General features: G+C 67.9%; 20 protein-coding genes and 1 tRNA gene. 11 read left to right on the top strand and 10 right to left on the bottom strand.

Annotated features, from left to right (window positions below; genetic code table 11):
* Nucleotides 1-366 precede the first annotated feature (366 nt).
* From RHCRD62_RS12100 to RHCRD62_RS12090, 3 genes are all read left to right on the top strand, one after another.
* The gene (locus RHCRD62_RS12100) at nt 367-1,338 is read left to right on the top strand and encodes a biosynthetic peptidoglycan transglycosylase (RefSeq protein WP_172671053.1); all 972 of its coding nucleotides are present in this window, start codon (nt 367-369) and stop codon (nt 1,336-1,338) included.
* Nucleotides 1,339-1,545: 207 nt separating this feature from the next.
* Nucleotides 1,546-2,238, top strand: coding sequence for an ABC transporter ATP-binding protein (locus RHCRD62_RS12095; RefSeq protein ID WP_050065250.1), 693 nt, complete (start codon nt 1,546-1,548; stop codon nt 2,236-2,238).
* A complete protein-coding gene (locus RHCRD62_RS12090) occupies nt 2,235-3,542 on the top strand; it encodes an FtsX-like permease family protein (protein WP_050064933.1) in 1,308 nt (435 codons plus the stop codon). The genes RHCRD62_RS12095 and RHCRD62_RS12090 overlap by 4 nt, the downstream gene beginning before the upstream one ends.
* Nucleotides 3,543-3,713: 171 nt before the next feature.
* On the opposite strand, the gene RHCRD62_RS25825 is transcribed toward RHCRD62_RS12090, so the two are convergent.
* Nucleotides 3,714-3,878 (bottom strand): hypothetical protein, encoded by a 165-nt coding sequence (locus tag RHCRD62_RS25825; protein ID WP_157050888.1) that lies wholly within the window; start codon nt 3,876-3,878, stop codon nt 3,714-3,716.
* Between the two features lie 190 nt (nt 3,879-4,068).
* On the opposite strand from RHCRD62_RS25825, the gene RHCRD62_RS12085 reads away from it, so the two are divergent.
* On the top strand, nt 4,069-4,485 hold the full coding sequence (locus tag RHCRD62_RS12085) for an Rv1352/Rv1906c domain-containing protein (RefSeq protein WP_050064932.1): 417 nt from the start codon (nt 4,069-4,071) through the stop codon (nt 4,483-4,485).
* 111 nt (nt 4,486-4,596) lie between these two features.
* On the opposite strand, the gene RHCRD62_RS12080 is transcribed toward RHCRD62_RS12085, so the two are convergent.
* From RHCRD62_RS12080 to RHCRD62_RS12070, 3 genes are all read right to left on the bottom strand, one after another.
* A tRNA-Val gene (locus tag RHCRD62_RS12080) sits at nt 4,597-4,668 on the bottom strand.
* Nucleotides 4,669-4,710: 42 nt separating this feature from the next.
* A complete protein-coding gene (locus RHCRD62_RS12075; RefSeq protein ID WP_050064931.1) occupies nt 4,711-5,175 on the bottom strand; it encodes a peroxiredoxin in 465 nt (154 codons plus the stop codon).
* Between the two features lie 51 nt (nt 5,176-5,226).
* Nucleotides 5,227-5,649 carry a DUF3052 domain-containing protein gene (locus RHCRD62_RS12070; protein ID WP_050065249.1) on the bottom strand — a complete coding sequence of 141 codons (423 nt, stop codon included), beginning with the start codon at nt 5,647-5,649 and terminating at the stop codon, nt 5,227-5,229.
* A gap of 288 nt (nt 5,650-5,937) precedes the next feature.
* On the opposite strand from RHCRD62_RS12070, the gene aceE reads away from it, so the two are divergent.
* The 6 genes from aceE to RHCRD62_RS12040 all read left to right on the top strand — a co-directional run bounded on the left by aceE (nt 5,938) and on the right by RHCRD62_RS12040 (nt 14,477).
* On the top strand, nt 5,938-8,754 hold the full coding sequence (gene aceE, locus RHCRD62_RS12065) for a pyruvate dehydrogenase (acetyl-transferring), homodimeric type (protein ID WP_253277290.1): 2,817 nt from the start codon (nt 5,938-5,940) through the stop codon (nt 8,752-8,754).
* Between the two features lie 137 nt (nt 8,755-8,891).
* Nucleotides 8,892-10,253, top strand: a complete 1,362-nt coding sequence (locus RHCRD62_RS12060; RefSeq protein ID WP_253277289.1) for a PucR family transcriptional regulator — start codon at nt 8,892-8,894, stop codon at nt 10,251-10,253.
* Between the two features lie 128 nt (nt 10,254-10,381).
* Nucleotides 10,382-11,299 (top strand): ACP S-malonyltransferase, encoded by a 918-nt coding sequence (locus RHCRD62_RS12055; protein WP_084734218.1) that lies wholly within the window; start codon nt 10,382-10,384, stop codon nt 11,297-11,299.
* Between the two features lie 120 nt (nt 11,300-11,419).
* A complete protein-coding gene (gene acpM, locus RHCRD62_RS12050) occupies nt 11,420-11,698 on the top strand; it encodes a meromycolate extension acyl carrier protein AcpM (protein ID WP_050064928.1) in 279 nt (92 codons plus the stop codon).
* Nucleotides 11,699-11,706: 8 nt separating this feature from the next.
* Entirely contained in the window at nt 11,707-12,948 is a 1,242-nt protein-coding gene (locus RHCRD62_RS12045) for a KasA/KasB family beta-ketoacyl-ACP synthase (RefSeq protein WP_050065247.1), read from the top strand.
* Nucleotides 12,949-13,043: 95 nt separating this feature from the next.
* Complete coding sequence (locus tag RHCRD62_RS12040) at nt 13,044-14,477, top strand: acyl-CoA carboxylase subunit beta (RefSeq protein ID WP_050064927.1); 1,434 nt, start codon at nt 13,044-13,046, stop codon at nt 14,475-14,477.
* Nucleotides 14,478-14,537: 60 nt separating this feature from the next.
* Here the strand turns inward: RHCRD62_RS12040 and RHCRD62_RS12035 are convergent, their stop codons facing one another.
* The 4 genes from RHCRD62_RS12035 to RHCRD62_RS12020 form a co-directional block, all read right to left on the bottom strand.
* A complete protein-coding gene (locus RHCRD62_RS12035; RefSeq protein ID WP_050064926.1) occupies nt 14,538-14,972 on the bottom strand; it encodes an anthrone oxygenase family protein in 435 nt (144 codons plus the stop codon).
* A 14-nt stretch (nt 14,973-14,986) separates the two neighbouring features.
* Nucleotides 14,987-15,505 (bottom strand): DUF3145 domain-containing protein, encoded by a 519-nt coding sequence (locus tag RHCRD62_RS12030; protein ID WP_050064925.1) that lies wholly within the window; start codon nt 15,503-15,505, stop codon nt 14,987-14,989.
* A gap of 139 nt (nt 15,506-15,644) precedes the next feature.
* Entirely contained in the window at nt 15,645-16,460 is an 816-nt protein-coding gene (locus RHCRD62_RS12025; RefSeq protein WP_050064924.1) for a serine hydrolase domain-containing protein, read from the bottom strand.
* Nucleotides 16,461-16,477: 17 nt separating this feature from the next.
* Nucleotides 16,478-17,107, bottom strand: a complete 630-nt coding sequence (locus RHCRD62_RS12020) for a TetR/AcrR family transcriptional regulator (protein WP_050064923.1) — start codon at nt 17,105-17,107, stop codon at nt 16,478-16,480.
* A 122-nt stretch (nt 17,108-17,229) separates the two neighbouring features.
* On the opposite strand from RHCRD62_RS12020, the gene RHCRD62_RS12015 reads away from it, so the two are divergent.
* Complete coding sequence (locus tag RHCRD62_RS12015; RefSeq protein WP_050064922.1) at nt 17,230-18,102, top strand: alpha/beta fold hydrolase; 873 nt, start codon at nt 17,230-17,232, stop codon at nt 18,100-18,102.
* A gap of 69 nt (nt 18,103-18,171) precedes the next feature.
* On the opposite strand, the gene RHCRD62_RS12010 is transcribed toward RHCRD62_RS12015, so the two are convergent.
* Nucleotides 18,172-19,299 (bottom strand): NDMA-dependent alcohol dehydrogenase, encoded by a 1,128-nt coding sequence (locus RHCRD62_RS12010; RefSeq protein WP_050064921.1) that lies wholly within the window; start codon nt 19,297-19,299, stop codon nt 18,172-18,174.
* 158 nt (nt 19,300-19,457) lie between these two features.
* Entirely contained in the window at nt 19,458-19,976 is a 519-nt protein-coding gene (locus RHCRD62_RS12005; RefSeq protein ID WP_050064920.1) for a DinB family protein, read from the bottom strand.
* Between the last annotated feature and the right edge of the window lie 64 nt (nt 19,977-20,040).

Here is a 20,040-nt window from a genome sequence, read left to right as displayed (position 1 = left end):
CGGTAGTGCGCCACTCGCGTCGCACGGCAGGATGAGTCTTCTCCCGCCGCGTCATGCTGGAGACGGACATCGGGCCGCGAGCGGGTCGCACTCGATCCACGAGGGAATCGACGCCCGGCCACCGGAATTCGCACTCTCGTACACCATCTAAAATCGATGCCACGGCGAGCCTGCCAGATCCGGTTTCTGGCCTTGTACCACCGCCGTCGAGGACTGATGAGGATACGACTCGGCGACAGCCGGAGCCCCCAGCGTCGGGACGCGGACGCTCCCGCGACCCCGCGACGTTGGCCCGAACCGCCACCCGCGGTCCCATCGAGCGGCACCCCCCGGCCCCGCCCCCGCCTGGAACGCCGACTTCCCCCGTTGTGGCCGGCACCGTCTGCGGGCCAGCCCCCGCTTCCCCCGAAGCCGACGCCGCCGGTACCGCCGTACGACGGGCGCCCCGGTGCGACTCCCCCGGTCGGGCAACCGGAATGGGAGCGGCCCCGTCGATCGGCGCTCCGGTGGGGACTGCGTGCGCTCGCGGCATTCGTGGCGCTGTGCGTCCTGATGCCGGTCGTGTACCGCGTGGCGACACCGCCACGAACGCTGTTCATGCTGACCGACGAGGCGAGCGGTCCGACCGTCTTCCAGAACGTCTCGCTCGACTACATCAGCAGGCACTACGTCGCCGCGGTGATCGTCCACGAGGACGCGCAACTCGGCACCCGTACGGGGCCGTATCACGTGGGCGAGTTCGTCGACCGCACGCTGACCTACGTCAGCACGGGCGAGGACAACTCGGGGTCGACCATTCCGCAGCAGCTCGTGAAGAACATCTTCCTGTTCCGGGGCGAGTGGGGAGTGACCAAGATCGTCCGCAAGGGAGTCGAGGCCCTGCTGGCCTGGCCGTTCAACATGATCGGCGACCGCAGGCAACTCGAGCTCTACCTGAACTACGCACAGTTCGGACCCAACCTGTACGGGGTCTGCGCAGCCAGTTGGTACTACTTCAACCGCCCGCCGTGGGACGGAAACCCCTCGGACGCGGCAACCCTGGCCGGTCTGCTGCCGCTCGGGGAGGACGCCAAACGATCTCCCGGCGGCGGCGTCGACATCACCAGCGACGGCCAGTGGGTGGTGGCCAGCACCGTGACGCGGGCGCGCACGAAGGTGCCGCAGCGGGTCGACGAGATGGGCGGCTGGGACGGCACCGTGGAAACGGTCGGCATCCTCGACTCGGCGAGCGACAACAATCCCCTCGACGATCCGGACAGCTGCTCGACGATGCCCGACTCGGTCGCGGATCGACTGGCCTCCGAGGGTGCCTGGTGGAGCGACCAGTACCCGAGTTGAGCCAGCCGACGAAGAATCCCGCACTGTGTGGTGCGGGGTTCTTCCGATGCTTGCCGTAGACCCCTGCCTCTCGCGTCGGATCAGGTTCGCTCCCGCCGGATCCGGGTCTGCCTCGGGGTCCGGTCATACCCGGGGATGAGGCAGGGCCACCCGGAATCCGGCGACGGTCCGATGACTCGGACACCCCGCATCGGCGACGGTGGAACCATGACCGATCCGACCCCGCCACCCGTCCTGTCCGTGCACGCCCTCGGCAAGTCCTTCGGGCAGGCCCCCGTGCTCCGCGACGTCAGCCTGGAGATCCGGGCCGGCACCGCGACCGCGATCATGGGACCGTCCGGATCGGGCAAATCGACCCTGCTGCACTGCATGTCGGGGATCGTGAAACCGGACTCCGGCGCGGTGTTGCTCGCGGGGCATCACATCCAGAACCTCGGCGAGAACGACCGCAGCCGGCTCCGGCGCGAGGCATTCGGCTTCGTCTTCCAGTCCGGGCAACTCCTCCCGGAACTTCCCGCGATCGAGAACGTCGCACTGCCGCTGATCCTGAACGGCGCCTCCATCCGCGACGCCAAGGCCACCGCGAACACCTTCTTCGCGCCGCTCGGCCTGGACGGTCTGCAGGACCGCCGGCCGGGCCAGATGTCGGGTGGGCAGTCGCAGCGAGTCGCGATCGCCCGGGCTCTGGTGACCAAACCCTCGGTGCTGTTCGCGGACGAGCCGACCGGCGCGCTGGACGCGCAGACCAGCTGGGAGGTGATGCGGCTGCTACGGGAGTCGGCGCAGCAGATCGGGTCCGCCCTCGTGGTGGTCACCCACGACCTCGAGGTGGCCCGCTGGTGCGATCGCACGCTGGTGATGCAGGCCGGTTCCCTCGTCGCGCAGCAGGTGGCGGCATGAACGCCACCGCCCGCGTCGCCCTGCTGACGGTGCGGGGCGAGGGCCGGAAGGCGATCAGCACCTACGCCCTTCCTGTCACCGCCTTCGCCGCCTCCACCGCGCTGCTGCTCACGGTCCTCGGCGGGTACGGCGCCTTCGACGGGCGCACCGGGGAGCCGGAAGCGCAGATGTACCTCTCCCTCGCGGGCGTGGCCTCGGTCCTCATGGTGGTGCCCGCCGTGACCCTCGGACTCGCGGCGGCGCGACTCGGTGCGCGGCGCCGGGACGAGCGGCTCGCGGCGCTGCGGCTGATCGGCGCCACCCCGCGTCAGATCGTCGCCCTGTGCTCTGCCGAATCGGGTGCGCAGGGCCTGGTCGGTGCGCTGATCGGCGTAGTCGGCTACCTCGCCGCGCTCCCACTGGTCGCGCAGCTGCGGTTCCAGGGCCGCACCTTCGAGCTCTCCGAGCTCTGGGTCGGCGCCCTGCCGTTGCTCGGGGTGGTGCTCGGAATGACGGTACTGGCCGCGCTCACCTCGATGCTCGGCATGCGGCAGGTGTTCGTCAGCCCGCTCGGCGTGGCACAGGGCCACGCTAAGCCTGCCCCGAAGGCACTCATCGCCGTTCTCGCGGTTGCGGTCCTCATCGGGTGGACCGCCGTCGGCGGCGCGATGCCGGGCGTCGCGGCCATCCTGGCGGGACTCGCGGTCTGCTTCGGCATCGTGGCCCTGATCGGACCGTTCGTGATCTCCCTGCTGGGCCGCATCATGCTCGCCCGATCGCGGGACGCCGCCTCGTTGATCGCCGCGCGCCGGGTGCTCGACAACCCGAAGTCCGTGTGGCGCACCGTCAGCGGCGTCACGATGGCCGCCTTCGTCGCGGCCGGAACCTCGCTGCTCGCGGCGATCGGCGACGGTGAGGGTCAGGAGCTTCAGCCGGGTCAGGAGTTCATCTACGCGGACTTGCGGACCGGCGTGCTGTTCACCCTCGGCGCGACCTTCGCGCTCGCCGCGATCTCGTCGGCGCTCACCCAGGTGTCGACGATCCTGGACAGCCGGCAGGTCTACCGCAGCCTCGCCCTGGCAGGCACCCCCGTCCAGGTGATGGACCGGGCGCGGATCCGGCAGGTCCGCACCCCGGTGATGGTGATGGCGCTGGCAGGCGCCGGCGGCGCGCTGCTGTTCCTGTTCCCCCTCGCGGGCGCCGTCGTCCTCACCACTCCGATGGCGTTGGTGCAGCTCGGTGTCACGCTTGCGGCGGGCATTGCCCTGGTGCTGGCCAGCGCACTCGTGGCTCGGCCGGTGATGCGCCGGGTGCTCGCCGATTGAGCCCGGACCGATGAAAGCCCCTGCGCCCCGAAGGAAGTGGATACTCACCCTCGGCGCGGAGGCGCCGTCGTCGCGGTGGTTGTGGGGCTGACTGCGCCGACCTGCGGGGATGGCAGTCCTGCGGAGGGATCACGGATTCGGCTGCGCCGGAAAGGAACTGACAGGTTTCGGTCAGCCGGTGCGACGGGTCCGGGCGAGGGCGACCGCAGCAATGACGAGCCACAGCAGTCCGAGCGCGATGGTCCAGCCGACGCTCTCCAGCCGGGCCGCCGCCAGCCCGAGGCCGAAGGCCAGCACCGCGAGCCCGACGAGCGTCAGCACCGCTCCCATCCTCATCGGTCAATCGTACGTCGGCGGACGTGACCCCGAGCGTGGCCGATCGGCTTGCGACCGAGGCCACCTGGTGAGGTTCGCAGTATGGCGACTGATCAGTCGAAAGTAGGAGTGCTGTCGGATTTCCCGACCGGAGCATCACGAAGCCACTAGCGTGACCTGGTTCACTCCACCACCCACGAGGAGAACCGCGTTGCGTAGAACTGCAGGATTCGTCGGCGCCGCCATCGCCGCAGTCGGCCTCGTCATCGGCACCGCGGGCGTCGCGAACGCGCTCCCGGTGAGCCTTCCCGGAACCACCAGCCACTCCTACGTGGCGGGAGTCGACATGGAGCCGGGAACGTACTACTCCCGCTTCACCGGCGACGCCTGCCAATTCACCCTCACCCAGGCCGGTGAAACCGAGCCGAGCCTCGACGGCATCAGCATGAGCAACAGGTACCGCATCGTCGACCTGGACGCCGGAGACCGGCTCGACTCCGTCGGCTGCACCACCTGGCACCGGCAAGGCGACTCATTCGGGTCGGCCGGGTCGGACGACCTGGGCTTGCTCGGAATGACGGGCAGCCTGGAGGGCTTCGTCTTCGACAACCTCCCGCTGGGTTCCTGACCGACCGGCTTCGGCTCCCGCCTCCGCGAAACAAGACAAGCCCCCCGCCTCGTCGAGGCGGGGGGCTTGTCTTGACTGTTGGTCAGGCAAGATCGACGCCTCGGCTGCAGGTGGGCGCGGAGGGTTTCGAACCCCCGACCGCTGGTGTGTAAAACCAGAGCTCTACCACTGAGCTACACGCCCTCAACGCGGCAAACGGAGCTTCGTCCGTTCGCCGAATTGCACTCAGGAATCTAGCGTGGCGAGCGCTTTCTCCCAAGCTCCCTGGTCACGGGCCTCTCCGGGCCCGTTCATCTCGGAAAATCGGATGATTCCGGACTTGTCGACGACGAAGGTGCCGCGGTTCGGGAAACCGGCCTTCTCGTTGAACACGTCGTAGGCCTGGGTGACGGCGCCGTGCGGCCAGAAATCGGACAGCAGCGGGAACGTGTACCCCTGTTCCGCGGCCCAGATCTTGTGCGTCGGCGGGGGGCCGACGGAGATGGCGACGACGGCGGTGTCGTCGTTCTCGAAGGTCGGGAGGGTGTCCCGCACCTTGCAAAGCTCACCCTGACAGGTGCCGGTGAACGCGAGCGGATAGAACACGACCAGGACGTTTTTCTTTCCCCGGTAGTCGGAGAGCGTGATCTCCTGGTTGTTCTGATCCTTGAGCGTGAAATCGGGCGCGACGGTGCCCACGGCCAACGGCATGACGAACTCCTCGAATCTTCGATGTCGGTGAGGCAGGCGCAGCAGAGCCTGTCAGCGCTTGGCGGGCCGTGCTTTCGGCTGCACCAGGCGGCTTCCCGACCAGGATCCCAGATTGGCAGCGGACGTCTGCGTCAGCCCCGCGGTGGGGGCCGACTCGGCGATCTCGCTGGGTTCGACATGGCCGGGCTGTCCGGTCTTTGGAGTCAGGACCCAGACGAAGCCTTCGTCGTTGAGCGGAACGATGGCGTCCATGAGGGCGTCCACGAGGTCTCCGTCACCGTCGCGCCACCACAGCAGGACGACGTCGATCACCTCGTCGGAGTCCTCGTCGACCATCTCGCCACCGATGACTTCTTCCACCGCGGACCGCAGGTCGTCGTCGGTGTCCTCGTCCCAACCCAGTTCCTGCACAGCCATGTCTTCGGTGATGCCCAGCTTCTGGATGTAGTTCTGAGCGTCGGCCGCGGCGACCACGGTGGTGTCCTCCTCTAAGTCAAACAGCTGAACCTCCAGCATCCGATCGGTGGTGATCGGTAGTGAAAGCGAACATGCTCGGGGCCGCTCGCGCAAGCGGGCCGCGCCGATTCGAGGTAACAAATGTTCGTACAGGCGACGAATGCCCCTCGCACGCGCAGCGATCGATGCCGTTTGGCAGGATTGGATGCAGATCACCATCATGAACGAACCGGGTCGCCGTCACAGTTGGCGAACCGGATTGGAACGGACGCCACACCGAGCGTCCACCGCGATGAGGAGCAAATGTTGTCCGAGCAGATCCAGGACCCGGTATCTCCAGCAACGCCCGGTCCCACCCCCGGTTCCGACGGCCGGGTTCGCGTCATCCGAGAGGGTGTCGCGTCTTATCTCCCCGACATCGATCCGGACGAGACCGGTGAATGGATCGAGAGCTTCGACGATCTGCTGGAGCGTTCCGGGCCGGCGCGCGCACGCTATCTGATGCTGCGACTGCTCGAGCGCGCAGGCGAGAACCGCGTGTCGATTCCCGCGTTGACCTCCACCGATTTCGTCAACACCATTCCGACCGAGAACGAGCCGTGGTTCCCCGGCGACGAGGAGGTCGAGCGCCGGTACCGCGCCTGGATCCGCTGGAACGCGGCGGTCATGGTGCACCGCGCGCAGCGCCCCGGCGTCGGCGTCGGCGGCCACATCTCCACGTACGCCTCGTCCGCCGCGCTGTACGAGGTCGGGTTCAACCACTTCTTCCGCGGCAAGGACCACCCCGGCGGCGGAGACCACATCTTCGTCCAGGGCCACGCCTCCCCCGGCATCTACGCCCGCGCGTTCCTCGAGGGCCGGATCCCGCCCTCGCAGATGGACGGCTTCCGACAGGAGGCCTCGCACGCCGATTCGGGCGGCGGCCTCCCCTCCTACCCGCACCCGCGGCTGCTGCCCGATTTCTGGGAGTTCCCGACGGTGTCGATGGGCCTGGGCCCGATGAACGCCATCTACCAGGCCCGTTTCAACCACTACCTGCACGATCGCGGCATCAAGGACACCTCGCAGCAGCACGTGTGGGCGTTCCTCGGCGACGGCGAGATGGACGAGCCGGAGTCGCGTGGTCTCGCGCACGTCGCGGCCACGGAGGGCCTCGACAACCTCACGTTCGTCGTCAACTGCAACCTGCAGCGCCTCGACGGTCCGGTCCGCGGCAACGGCAAGATCATCCAGGAGCTGGAGTCCTTCTTCCGCGGCGCCGGCTGGAACGTCATCAAGGTCGTGTGGGGTCGCGAGTGGGACTCGCTGCTGCACGCCGACAAGGACGGCGCGCTGGTCAACCTGATGAACGTCACCCCGGACGGCGACTACCAGACGTACAAGGCCAACGACGGCGGGTACGTCCGCGAGCACTTCTTCGGCCGCGACCCGCGCACCAAGGAACTGGTCAAGGACCTGTCGGACCAGGAGATCTGGAACCTCAAGCGCGGCGGCCACGACTACCGCAAGATCCACGCGGCCTACGCCGCCGCGATGGCGCACAAGGGCCAGCCGACGGTCATCCTGGCGCACACGATCAAGGGCTACACCCTCGGCAAGCACTTCGAGGGCCGCAACGCGACGCACCAGATGAAGAAGCTGACGCTCGACGATCTGAAGGCGTTCCGCGACCTGCAGCGCATCCCGATCTCGGACGCCGAACTCGAGAAGGACCCCTACCTTCCGCCGTACTACCACCCCGGGCCGGACGCGCCGGAGATCCGGTACATGCTCGAGCGCCGCAGGCAACTCGGCGGCTTCCTGCCGTCCCGTCGCACCGACGCCGCTCCCCTGCCGGTTCCGGACATCTCCGCGCTCGACCCGATCCGTAAGGGATCCGGCAAGCAGGAGGTCGCGACGACGATGGCGTTGGTGCGCGTCATCAAGGAACTGCTGCGCGACAAGGAGATCGGCCACCGGATCGTCCCGATCATCCCGGACGAGGCCCGCACCTTCGGTATGGACTCGTGGTTCCCGTCGCTGAAGATCTACAACCGCAACGGGCAGCTGTACACGTCCGTCGACGCCGAACTGATGCTGGCGTACAAGGAGTCCAGCGTCGGGCAGATCCTGCACGAGGGCATCAACGAGGCCGGCTCGACGGCGTCGTTCACCGCGGTCGGTTCGTCCTACGCGACGCACGGCGAGCCGATGATCCCGCTGTACATCTTCTATTCGATGTTCGGGTTCCAACGCACCGGCGACGGCCTGTGGGCCGCCGCCGACCAGATGGCTCGCGGCTTCGTCCTCGGCGCCACCGCGGGTCGCACGACCCTGACCGGCGAGGGCCTGCAGCACGCGGACGGGCACTCGCTGCTGCTGGCGTCCACCAATCCGGCGGCTGTCACCTACGACCCGGCGTTCTCCTACGAGATCGCGCACATCGTCCGGGACGGCATCCGCCGCATGTACGGCGGCACTCCCGGAACCCCCGGGTTCGGCGGCGAGAACGTCTTCTACTACCTGACGATCTACAACGAGCCGTACGTGCAGCCCGCCGAGCCGGCGGACCTCGACGTCGAGGGCCTCCTCAAGGGCATCTACCTGTACCAGAAGTCGCAGGGAACGGGACCGCGAGCACAGATCCTGGTGTCCGGTGTCGGGATGCCGGAAGGCCTGCGTGCCGCGCAGCTGCTGGCCGACGACTGGGGTGTCGCGGCCGACGTGTGGTCGGTGACGTCGTGGGGCGAGCTTCGCCGCGAGGGACTCGAATGCGATCGCCAGGGCCTGCGCAATCCCGACCGTCCGGCTCCGGTGCCGTACATCGCGTCGGTGCTCGCCGGCGCGGAGGGCCCGTTCGTCGCCGCCTCCGACTGGATGCGCGCCGTGCCGGACCAGATCCGGCAGTGGGTGCCCGGCGACTACACGACCCTCGGCACCGACGGGTTCGGTTTCTCCGACACCCGTACGGCGGCGCGACGGTTCTTCAACGTCGACGCCGAGTCGATTGCCGTCGCGGCGCTCGCCGGCCTCGCCCGCGAGGGGAAGGTCGAGCACAACACGCCCGCCGCTGCGGCGAAGCAGTACCGCATCGACGACGTCCTCGCCGCGCCGACGTCGATGAAGGATCCGGGCAGCGCCTGATCCACACGGCCCGGGTCGCGCCTGATCCGCACGGTCACTCGACGCCCCGCCACCGACTCGGCGGCGGGGCGTCGCCTGTGTAACGGTCGGGCCGTGGCGCACAACGCGGGGCCGGCGGTGGCGTAGGTTTCGGTGTCATGGGTGACGAGGACGCGGAGCCGCAGGTCGAGGCGACCGACGTGCGTGACGGCGACGCAGCGGTAACGCCCGCACCGGCAGGGCGCTCACCTGCCTCGCCGCCACCGTTCGTCCGGCAGCGTGTGCAGCGCAATCCCCTGCCCGACGCCCTGCTGCGCCGGGTCAAGCAGTTCTCGGGGCGGCTGTCCACCGAGGCCGTGACCTCGATGCAGGCACAGCTGCCGTTCTTCGACGATCTCGACGCCGACCAGCGAGCCAGTGTGCAGTTGCTGGTGCAGACGGCCATCGTCAACTTCCTCGACTGGTTGCAGAACCCCGCCGACAGCGACATGCGGTTCAGCCTCGACGCGTTCCAGGTGATTCCGCAGGACCTGGCCCGGCGGCTGACGCTGCGGCAGACCGTCGACATGGTCCGGGTCGCGATGGAGTTCTTCGAGCAATGGCTTCCGGCGCTCGCCCGCAACGATCAGCAGTTGATCGCGCTGACGGAGGCGGTTCTGCGGTACGGCCGCGAACTGGGGTTCACGGCGGCATCGGTGTACGCGAGCGCGGCGGAGTCCCGCGGCGCGTGGGACACCAGGCTCGAGGCGCTCGTGGTGGACGCCGTGGTGCGCGGTGACACCGGCCCGGACATGCTCTCGCGTGCGGCGACCCTCAACTGGGACGCGAACGCGCCTGCGACCGTCCTCGTCGGGACACCGCCTCCGGATCAGGGCGTCTCGGTGGTCGGCACGGTCCACGTCGTGGCGCAGCGCCACGACCGTGCGGCCCTCGCGGTGGTGCAAGGGTCGCGCTTGGTGACGGTGGTGAGCGGCGACGTCAGACCGACGCCGGAGAATCGGCCTTTCCTCAACGACCTGCTTGCGGCGTTCTCCCCGGGGCCGGTGGTGATCGGACCGACGACGGGGACGCTCGGCGCGGCCCACTTCAGCGCGGTCGAGGCGCTCGCAGGCATGGACGCGGTTCCCGGCTGGCGCGGCGCTCCCCGTCCGGTGCACGCGGGCGAGCTACTCCCCGAGCGGGCACTCCTCGGCGATCGGGCCGCTCTCGATGCCCTGTACGACCAGTTGGTGCGTCCCCTGGAAACCGCCGGGTCGGTGCTGTCGGACACTCTCGACGCCTACATGGACTGCGGCGCCGCCGTCGAGACATGCGCCCGGCAACTGTTCGTCCATCCAAATACTGTCCGGTATCGCCTGAAGAAGATCGCGGAGATCACCGGCCGCGATCCGACCACCCCGCGAGACGCTTACGTTCTCCGTATTGCAGCAACAGTGGGAAGGCTGACTCGAAATCACTACAAACCTTCGCTTTCCGTCACACCAATAACATCCATCACAAGTTCGGAGAACCAGCTGTAACGACGAATCGCTCCCGTACGATGCTGGGCCTCGACTTGCGCTTTTGTTGGAACCCTCCAAAACACCCGTCCAAGGTTCATGGTCAACAACACCCCGCAAACCGGTCCTCTCAGTGTTCCCTTATTCCTGTGATTGCGATGCTCGCCCCGGGTCAGGGGTCCCAAAGCCCCGGCATGCTCAGCCCTTGGCTGGAGCTGCCGGGCACCGCTGATCGCCTTGCGATCTGGTCGAAGGCAGCCGGTCTCGATCTCGTCCGCCTCGGCACCACCGCCACGGCGGAGGAAATCACCGACACCGCCGTGACCCAGCCACTCGTCGTGGCGTCCGCGCTGCTCGCCTTCGAGGAGCTCGAACGTCGTGGCGAGCTTCCCGCGACATTCGTCGCTGCCGGACACTCGGTCGGTGAACTCGCCGCAGCGGCCATCGCCGGCGTGATCACGGCGGACGACGCCGTCACCCTTGCCGCGATCCGTGGCGCGGAGATGGCGAAGGCGTGCGCACTCGAGCCGACCGGCATGTCCGCTGTGCTCGGCGGCGACGAGGAAGCAGTCCTCGCCCGGCTCGCCGAACTCGACCTCGAACCGGCCAACCGCAACGCGGCCGGCCAGATCGTCGCGGCCGGCCTGCTCACCCAGCTCGAGGAACTCGCCGCGAATCCGCCGGAGAAGGCTCGGGTTCGTGCACTTCCCGTTGCGGGCGCTTTCCACACCCGGTTCATGGGACCGGCCCAGGACGCGGTCACCGAGGCCGCCTCCCGGATCGTCCCGGGCGATCCGACCCACACGCTGCTGTCCAACGCGGACGGGCAGCCCGTCACCTCCGGTGCCGACGCCCTGTCGAAGCTGGCCGCGCAGGTCACCCGTCCCGTGCGGTGGGATCTGTGCAGCGAATACCTGCGGAACGCGGAGACGACGGCGGTCGTCGAACTGCCTCCGGCCGGAACCCTGGTCGGTATCGCCAAGCGCGAGATGAAGGGCACGCCCACGCTCGCCCTGAAGACCCCCGCCGACCTGGACGGGCTCGCTCAGTTCGCCCAACTCGTCTGAGCGAACACGGCCCCCACACCGTGTAACTGATAGACCCCACAACTTGCATCACTCGGCCGGTCTGAACATCGGCCGAACGCAGGACCCGATAAATAACACCATCACGAAGGGAGCCACCCCGTGGCACACACTCAGGAAGAAATCATCGCCGGCATCGCCGAGATCATCGAAGAGGTCACCGGCATCGAGCCGTCCGAGGTGACCATCGAGAAGGCCTTCGTCGACGACCTCGACATCGACTCGCTGTCCATGGTCGAGATCGCCGTCCAGATGGAAGACAAGTACGGCGTGAAGATCCCGGACGAGGATCTCGCCAGCCTGCGCACCGTCGGTGACGCCGTCGCGTACACCCAGAAGCTCGAGGCCGAAGGCGTCCAGACCGGCACCGACGGCGAGTGAGCCTCGACGTGTCCTCCACCTCTCCCCGCACGTTGCCCAACGTCGTAGTCACCAGCCTGGCAGCCACGACGTCACTCGCGGGTGACGTGGATGCCACGTGGAAGTCGCTGCTCGCCGGTGAAAGCGGAATCGGCACGCTCGACGGTTTCGTCGACGAGTACGACCTCCCGGTCCGTATCGGCGGCCGCCTCAAGGTGAGCCCCGACGAGGGCCTGACCCGCGTCGAGGTCCGCCGCATGGCGTTCGCCGAGCGCGTGGCTCTGACCCTGAGCCGTGCCGTGTGGCAGGGCGCAGGCAGCCCCGAGGTCGACAAGGACCGCCTCGGTGTCGTCATCGGCACCGGTCTCGGTGGCGGCGAGGCGCTGATCGACGCGGTCGACAAGCTGAACACCGGCGGTTACCGCAAGGTGTCCCCGTTCGCCGTTCAGATGGTCATGCCGAACGGTCCGGCTGCAACGGTCGGACTCGAGCTCGGTGCCCGCGCAGGCGTCATCACTCCGGTCTCGGCATGTTCGTCGGGTTCGGAAGCGATCGCGCACGCGTACCGGATGATCGCGCTCGGCGACGCCGACATCGTGGTGGCCGGTGGCGTCGAGGGGCAACTCGACGCCGTCGCGACCGCGAGCTTCGCGATGATGCGTGCACTGAGCACGCGCAACGACGATCCGGCGGGCGCCTCGCGGCCGTTCGACAAGGATCGTGACGGGTTCGTCTTCGGCGAGGCCGGCGCGATGATGGTCCTCGAAACCGAGGAGCATGCAAAGGCCCGCGGTGCCACCATCCACGCGCGACTGCTGGGTGCGGGCATCACGTCGGACGGCTACCACATCGTGGCGCCGCACCCCGACGGCACCGGAGCGGCACGGGCGATGACCCGCGCCATCCAGAATGCCGGCCTGTCGAAGTCGGACATCAGCTTCGTCAACGCCCACGCGACCGCCACTCCCATCGGCGACATCGCCGAGGCGAGGGCGATCAACGCCGCGGTCGGCAATCATGCCGCGGTGTATGCACCGAAGTCCGCACTTGGGCACTCGATCGGCGCCGTCGGCGCGCTCGAGGCAGTGCTCACGGTCCTGAGTGTGCGTGACGGGGTCATTCCCCCCACGCTCAATCTCGAGAATCAGGATCCAGAGATCGACCTCGACGTCGTCAAGGGTGAACCCCGCAGCGGCCAGATCGATTTCGCACTCAACAACTCGTTCGGATTCGGTGGGCACAACGTTGCGCTCGCCTTCGGCCGCGCCTGACGGATCGGCTTCAGCTAGACGGTGAGGGGCTCGGTTCCACCGAGCCCCTCACCACCCACTCCGCAGTCAGCGGCTCGCATGAAGGAGGACCGGCGATGACCATTCTTGATCCGATCACCAGATCCGACACGCAGCTCGACCCCCGTGATCCCCTGGCCCGGCTCGAGAAGCTGTTCGACGCCGGCACCACAGTCGCATTGCATCCCCGCGACAAGTCCGGTGTGCTCGCCGCGTCCGGTGAGATCGACGGCGTCCGCACCATCGCCTACTGCTCCGACGCCACCGTGATGGGCGGCGCGATGGGAGTGGAGGGCTGCAAGCACATCGTCGCGGCGATCGACGCCGCGATCGAAGATCAGGTTCCGATCGTCGGCGTCTGGCACTCGGGCGGGGCCCGCCTGGCGGAGGGCGTCGAAGCCCTGCACGCCGTCGGCCTCGTGTTCGAAGCCATGGTGCGCGCGTCCGGCCTCATCCCCCAGATTTCCGTCGTCCTCGGCTTCGCCGCGGGCGGCGCCGCCTACGGACCGGCACTGACCGACGTCGTGATCATGGCCCCGGAGGGCCGCGTGTTCGTCACCGGCCCCGACGTCGTGCGCTCGGTGACCGGCGAGCAGGTCGACATGGAGTCCCTCGGCGGTCCCGCGACCCACACCAAGAAGTCCGGTGTCGCCCACATCGCGGCACGCGACGAACTCGATGCACTGCACCGAGCACGCCGACTCGTGTCGATGATCGCCGACCAGGGCGAGTTCGACCTGGACGCGGCCCGCCGCGGCGACACCGACCTGCGCGCGCTGATGCCGGAGTCGGCCAAGCGCGCCTACGACGTCCGCCCGATCGTGCACGAGCTTCTCGACAATGTGGACGGCGAGTCGAGCCTCGAAGAGCTGCAAGGCAACTGGGCCCGCAGCATCGTCACCGGCATCGGCCGCATGGGTGGCCGCACCGTCGGTGTCATCGCGAACAATCCCCTGCGTCTCGGCGGGTGCCTGAACTCGGAGAGCGCCGAGAAGGCCGCACGCTTCGTCCGACTGTGCGACGCGTTCGGCATCCCGCTCGTCGTCATCGTCGACGTGCCCGGTTACCTGCCCGGCGTCAGCCAGGAGTGGGAGGGCGTGGTGCGGCGCGGCGCCAAGTTGCTGCATGCGTTCGCCGAGGCCACGGTTCCCCGCGTCACCCTGGTGACCCGAAAGATCTACGGCGGCGCCTACATCGCCATGAACTCACGCGCGCTCGGCGCCACCAAGGTGTACGCGTGGCCGGAGGCCGAGGTCGCCGTCATGGGCGCGAAGGCCGCCGTCGGCATCCTCCACAAGCGGGCCCTCGCGGCCGCCCCGGAGGAGGAGCGCGAGGCGCTGCACGACCGCCTCGCCGCCGAGCACGAGGCGATCGCGGGCGGTGTCGGACGGGCCATCTCGATCGGTGTCGTCGACGAGTTGATCGAGCCGGCGCAGACGCGCAGCCTGCTCACGGCGGCGTTGGCTGCCGCTCCCGCCCGCCGCGGACAGCACAAGAACATTCCGCTGTAAACGGCGATTTCTCGCGAGCGCGGGTGTGCCCACCAGGGCGCACCCGCGTTCGGCGTTTCGTCACCGCGTGAGTGCAACACCCACCAGGACGAGCGAGGCCACCGTCGCGACCGCACGCACCGTGTTGAAAGCCGTCCAGCGCGGAGCGTAGTCACCGAAGGTGATTCGACCGGCGTCGAGTGCATTGTTGAGCGGGACGTTGATCGCGGCGGTGACGACGAGCGATCCGACGAGGTTGACGCCTGCCGCGGAGAAGTACCAGGGCGCCGCCTCCCCCGACGCCAGGAATCCCGCGACGAGCGCCGCGACCGGGGCACCGAGAAACGGCACGAACAGCCACGGCGTCTGGATCTTTCGATTGATGCCGCTCATCGCCTCTCCGGCGGCGGTCGCGTCGACGGCCCGCAGACCCGGCATCACCGACATCGAGAACGCGTAGTACAGCCCCGCGAGCGTTCCGTGCAGGACGAGTGTGACGAGTCCGAGAACCATCATGGACTCATGATTACCTACCCGACGTTGCGGCGCAGCCAGGTCACCTCGGCGCCTTCGCCGCCGGTGCGGTACGGCTCGAGTTCCGCGTCCCACGGCGAACCGAGCGCATGCTCGAGTTCGCTTGCGAGAGAGCCCGTTCCGCTGCATTCGGCGATCAGGGACCGCAGTCGCATCTCGCCGACGATCACGTCGCCGTTGGCGCTCATCGAACCGTGCCACAGACCGAGTCCCGGTGCGTGCGCGAACCGTTCGCCGTCGACTCCCTCGCTGGCGTCCTCGGTGACCTCGAAGCGAAGCATCGGCCAAACACGCAGCGCGTTGACAAGTCGGGCACCGGTGCCGACCGGACCCAGCCAGTCGGTGCTCGCGCGAAGTTGGCCTGGCGAGGCGGGCTGGGACGTCCACTTGAGGTTCGCCTTGGACTCGAGCGTGGCGGCGAGTGCCCATTCGACGTGCGGGCACAGAGCCGCTGGCGACGAGTGCACGTGGAGCACACCGGTCGTCGCGTCGGCGAACTGATCCAATTCGCGCACAGGGCACCTCCAGCTTCGACGAGGGTCGTCTTCCCCAACGGCCTCTGTCGTCGCAGACGGGCAACGGCGCGATAACAGTGTGCCCCCTGTTACCGGTGGTGCGCCAGTTGAAACAGCGATTGGCGCGGTGGCGACGTTGTCAGCGACCGCCGAACTCAGCGACCACGGCCTCACTGAGCGGCGGCCACGCATTCTTCGCCCAGTCTCCGAAGGCCCGGTCGGCGAGTGCGACACACGCGAGGTCGCGGGTCGGGTCGACCCACAGGAACGTCCCCGACTGACCGAAGTGCCCGAAGGTGGACGGCGCATTCGAGGTACCCGTCCAGTGCGGCGACTTTCCGTCCCGGATCTCGAATCCGAGTCCCCAGTCGTTGGGCCGCTGCATCCCGTAGCCCGGGAGCAGACCTCGCAGGCCGGGGTACTGCACGGTCGTCGCGTCGGCGAGAGTGTCGGCGGCGATCAGCGTCGGCCGCAGGAGTTCACCGGCGAACCGCGTCAGATCGGCGGCGGAGGCGCGCGCACCATGCCCGGCCGGGCCGGTCAGTGCGGCGCCCGCCATGCCGAGCGGCTCGAACACGGCCTCGTGCAGGTAGTCCGGGAACGCGATGCCGGTCTCCGCTTCGACGAGTTCGGCGAGGACCTCGAACCCGGCGCTCGAATAGATCCGCTTGGCGCCCGGTTCGGCCGCGACGGATCGGTCGCCGAACGCGATTCCCGACGCGTGCGCGAGCAGGTGCCGGACGGTCGCACCGGGCGGCCCTGCCGGGGTGTCGAGTTCGACGGCACCCTCTTCCACCGCGACGAGCACCCCGTACGCCACCAGCAGTTTGGTCACCGATGCCAGCTCGAACACCCGGTCCTGGTCCCCTGCGGTCGCGAGAGCTCGTTCCGGGCCGACAACCGAGGCGGCGGCATGGTCGACGGGCCAGGTCTCGATAGCGGCGAGAGCGTGCATCCCGTCAGGGTACGAGCTCATCCGTTGCCCTCTGTGATCCGGGCCAGACCCGCGGCCAGCGCTGGATCCGCCGTTGCCGCGACCTGCAACGTCGAGAAGAACGAGGCAACCAGCACCTGTTCGAGTATTGCTCGGTCGACCTGACCGCCTTCGAGCCAGTGGAGGCAGGCGGCTCGCTCGAAGGCCAGCCAGCCGGCGATCACCATCATGGTCGTCTCGGTGGGTTCGTCGACGTCCAGGGTTCTGAGGAACAACTCGGTGGAGGCGGCGTCCACACGCTGTGCGAGTTCCGCAAGGCCCGCGCTGCCACTTGCCCGCAGGAGCGCGCGCCAACCAACGCTGTGCAACTGAACATGGTCGAGATACGCGACGAGGGCAGCCGACAGTCTATGCAGAAGTGGACCCTCACCCGACACCGCAAGAAGGTCCTCGATCATCCGGTCAGCAGCAGACTCCATGGCCGCGAACACCAGTGCATCCTTGCTGCCGAAGTAGTGGTACAGCAGACCGTCGGATACGCCGGCGGCCGACGAGATCTCCTGCACGGACAGTCGTTCGGGCTCTCGAGACGCGAGGGCACGCAGCGTCGCCTCGATCAGCTCGGCCCGCCGCTCCTCTGTCGACAACCGTGTCCGTTGCCCCGCCACGCGCTCCCACCACCTTCTCGAATCAGCCGGATCCTGCCACTGTAGAACTCGCACTATTGAAGAAGTATTCAATATCCACTACCGTCCGAACTATTGAAAAGACATTCAACAGGAGGTTCGCGATGACGTCCGCAGATCACCACAGCGAGATCAGGCACTGGATCGACACCACCGCAGGACCGATCGAGGTACGTGAGATGGGCACCGGCTCGTCGGTGCTGCTGTTCGTGCACGGCGTGCTCGTGGACAGTCACCTGTGGGACGGCGTCGCCGCACGAGCCGCCGAACTCGGCTACAGATGCCTGCTGCCGACACTCCCCCTGGGTGCACACACCCGGCCCATGAATCCGGACGCCGATCTACGCCCACCTGCGCTCGCAGATCTCGTCGCCGACATCGCCGCGGCATTCGAGGTGGATCGAATCACCCTGGTCGGCAACGACACCGGCGGAGCACTGAGTCAGATCGCCGCCGCTCGACACCCCGAACTGGTTCGCGCACTCGTCCTGACGTCGTGCGACGCCTACGACTACTTCCCGCCACCGTCCCTGCGGTGGCTCTTCTCCCTCGCCCGGGTGCCGGGGACACTGCAACTCAGCGCATTCCTGACGCGGTCGCGTCGGGTTCGCAGCCTGGCGGTCCCTCGCCTGCTCGCACACCATGCCCCCGCCGACGACGTGGTCAGGGGATGGACACGACCACTCCGAGACAAGGCCGTCCGACGTGACATCAGGGCCGTCTTCGCGGGAATCGACACCGCCTACACCTTCGATGCCGTGGCGCGCCTGAGTGATCGGCGTGACCCGACGCTGCTCGCCTGGGGCGCCGACGACCGCGTGTTCGGTCTCGAACTTGGTCGCAGGCTGGCGGCGGACATTCCCGGTTCACGCCTGGAGGTGATCGACGACTGCGCCGCGTTCGTCCCCCTCGATGCCCCCGCACTGATCGCCGAACTCATCCATGCACTTCACGTCGAGGTGCGGCCACCGACGTGAATCGACCCCGAAACGCGACGACGCCGGGCCTCCTCTGCCGGCCCGGCGTCGTCGTCGTTGATTGCGTGTCTAGCGATCCGCGTCGGTGTACTTGATGACGCCGCGGAGGTTCTTGCCGTCCAGCATGTCCTGGTAGCCGTCGTTGATCTGCTCGAGGCTGTAGGTGTTGGAGATCATGTCCTGCAGGTTCAGCTGACCCGACTTGTACAGGTCGAGGAGCATCGGGATCTCGTGGCGCGGGTTGGCGCCACCGAAGACGTTGCCCTTGAGGGTCTTCTGCAGCATCGCGAAGAGGAAGAGGTTCATCTTCACGTCCATGTCGGACATGTTGCCCATGGAGGTGACGACGCAGGTGCCCGCCTTGGCGGTCAGCGTCAGCGCGGGATCGACCATCGCGCCGTCCATCTCACCCATGGTGAGGATGACCTTGTCGCACATTTTGCCCCAGGTCAGTTCCATGACCGGGACGATGGCCTCTTCGAGGCTGGCGTAGGCGTGGGTGGCACCGAACTTGAGGGCACGCTCGCGCTTGGACGCGACCGGGTCGATGGCGATGACATTGCGTGCACCCGAGACCACCGCGCCCTGCAGCGCGGCCATGCCGACGCCGCCGACGCCGACGATCGCTACGGAGTCGCCGGGGCGGACCTGCGCGACGTTGGTCGCCGAGCCCCAACCGGTCGTGACGCCGCAGCCGACGAGCGCGGCGACCTCGAACGGGACGTGCTCGTCGATCTTGACCGCGGAGTACTCGTGCACGGTCATGTACGGCGAGAAGGTGCCGAGGAGCGACATCGGGATGACGTTCTGGCCACGCGCCTGGATGCGGTACGAGCCGTCGGAGATGGACTGGCCGGTGAGCAGGCCCATGCCCAGGTCGCAGAGGTTCGAATGACCCTGCGTACACGGGTCGCACTGGCCACAGGCGGGGATGAAGGACAGGACGACATGGTCGCCTTCCTTGAGCCGCTTCACGTTCGGGCCGACCTTGGTGACGACGCCCGCGCCCTCGTGCCCACCGAGCACCGGGAAGGACGGCATCGGGGTCGCGCCGGTGACGAGGTGGTAGTCGGAGTGGCACATGCCGGCCGCTTCCATGCGGATCTGGACTTCACCCTCCCGCGGATCACCCAGCTCGATCTCCTCGACCGACCACTGCTCGTTCAGTCCCCACAGGAGCGCGCCTTTTGTCTTCATAAGTTCCGGCCTTTCGTCCACAGCAGCTAGAGGTGATCGAGGTGACGGCGATCACAAGCGCTCACCATAGCCGGAACGACACCAAAATGGAACACGTTCTAGGTCAATTTCGTAACAGGTTATAACGTAGTCCTGTTTCCCCAGGTCACACGTAGGCGTCAACCCCGCACATCGTGCAGGTGGTGTACCGGATCGTGCAAGAAGTAGACGGCGAGGGTGCGGACGGTGAACGCCGAACCGTCGCTGCGCAGACCTCTCCGATCGAGCGCGTCCGCGGGTACGGCGGCGAAGGCGACCGCAATCTCGTCGGCCGCCGCCACCAGTTCCGCGGACACCACGCCCGGGTCCTGGGCGCCGTAGTTCTCCGCGACGGCCGTCGCGTCCTGGTCCCAGTTCGCGAACGACGGATCCGTCTCGGTCAGCATCAGTTCGAGGCGTTCGCGGAAGATCTGGAAGACGTCGCGGACGTGCGCGCCGTACTCCAGCGCCGACCACGTCCGGTCGTCAGGCCGCACCGCGACGTCGGGGCGTGCGAGGACCGCGGGCCATCGGGCGGCGTTCGCCCGGACCAGGTCGGGGATCTGTTCGAACTCGACTCCAGCGGGGTCGAATCCACAATCCGGACAGGGCTTTTCCACGACCCAGGTCCAGTTCTTCGTATCCGGGGTGATCGCCATACCGCCACCCTAGCCGCGCGTTCACCGACCGTCCGGCGAGCCGTCGTGTTGCGGCAACCCAACG

This window comes from Rhodococcus sp. RD6.2, from assembly GCF_001040705.1.
In the GTDB taxonomy this organism is placed as follows: Bacteria; Actinomycetota; Actinomycetes; order Mycobacteriales; family Mycobacteriaceae; genus Rhodococcus_G.
Note: the sequence above shows the minus strand (reverse complement) of the source record. Positions and strands in the feature narration are given on the sequence as shown.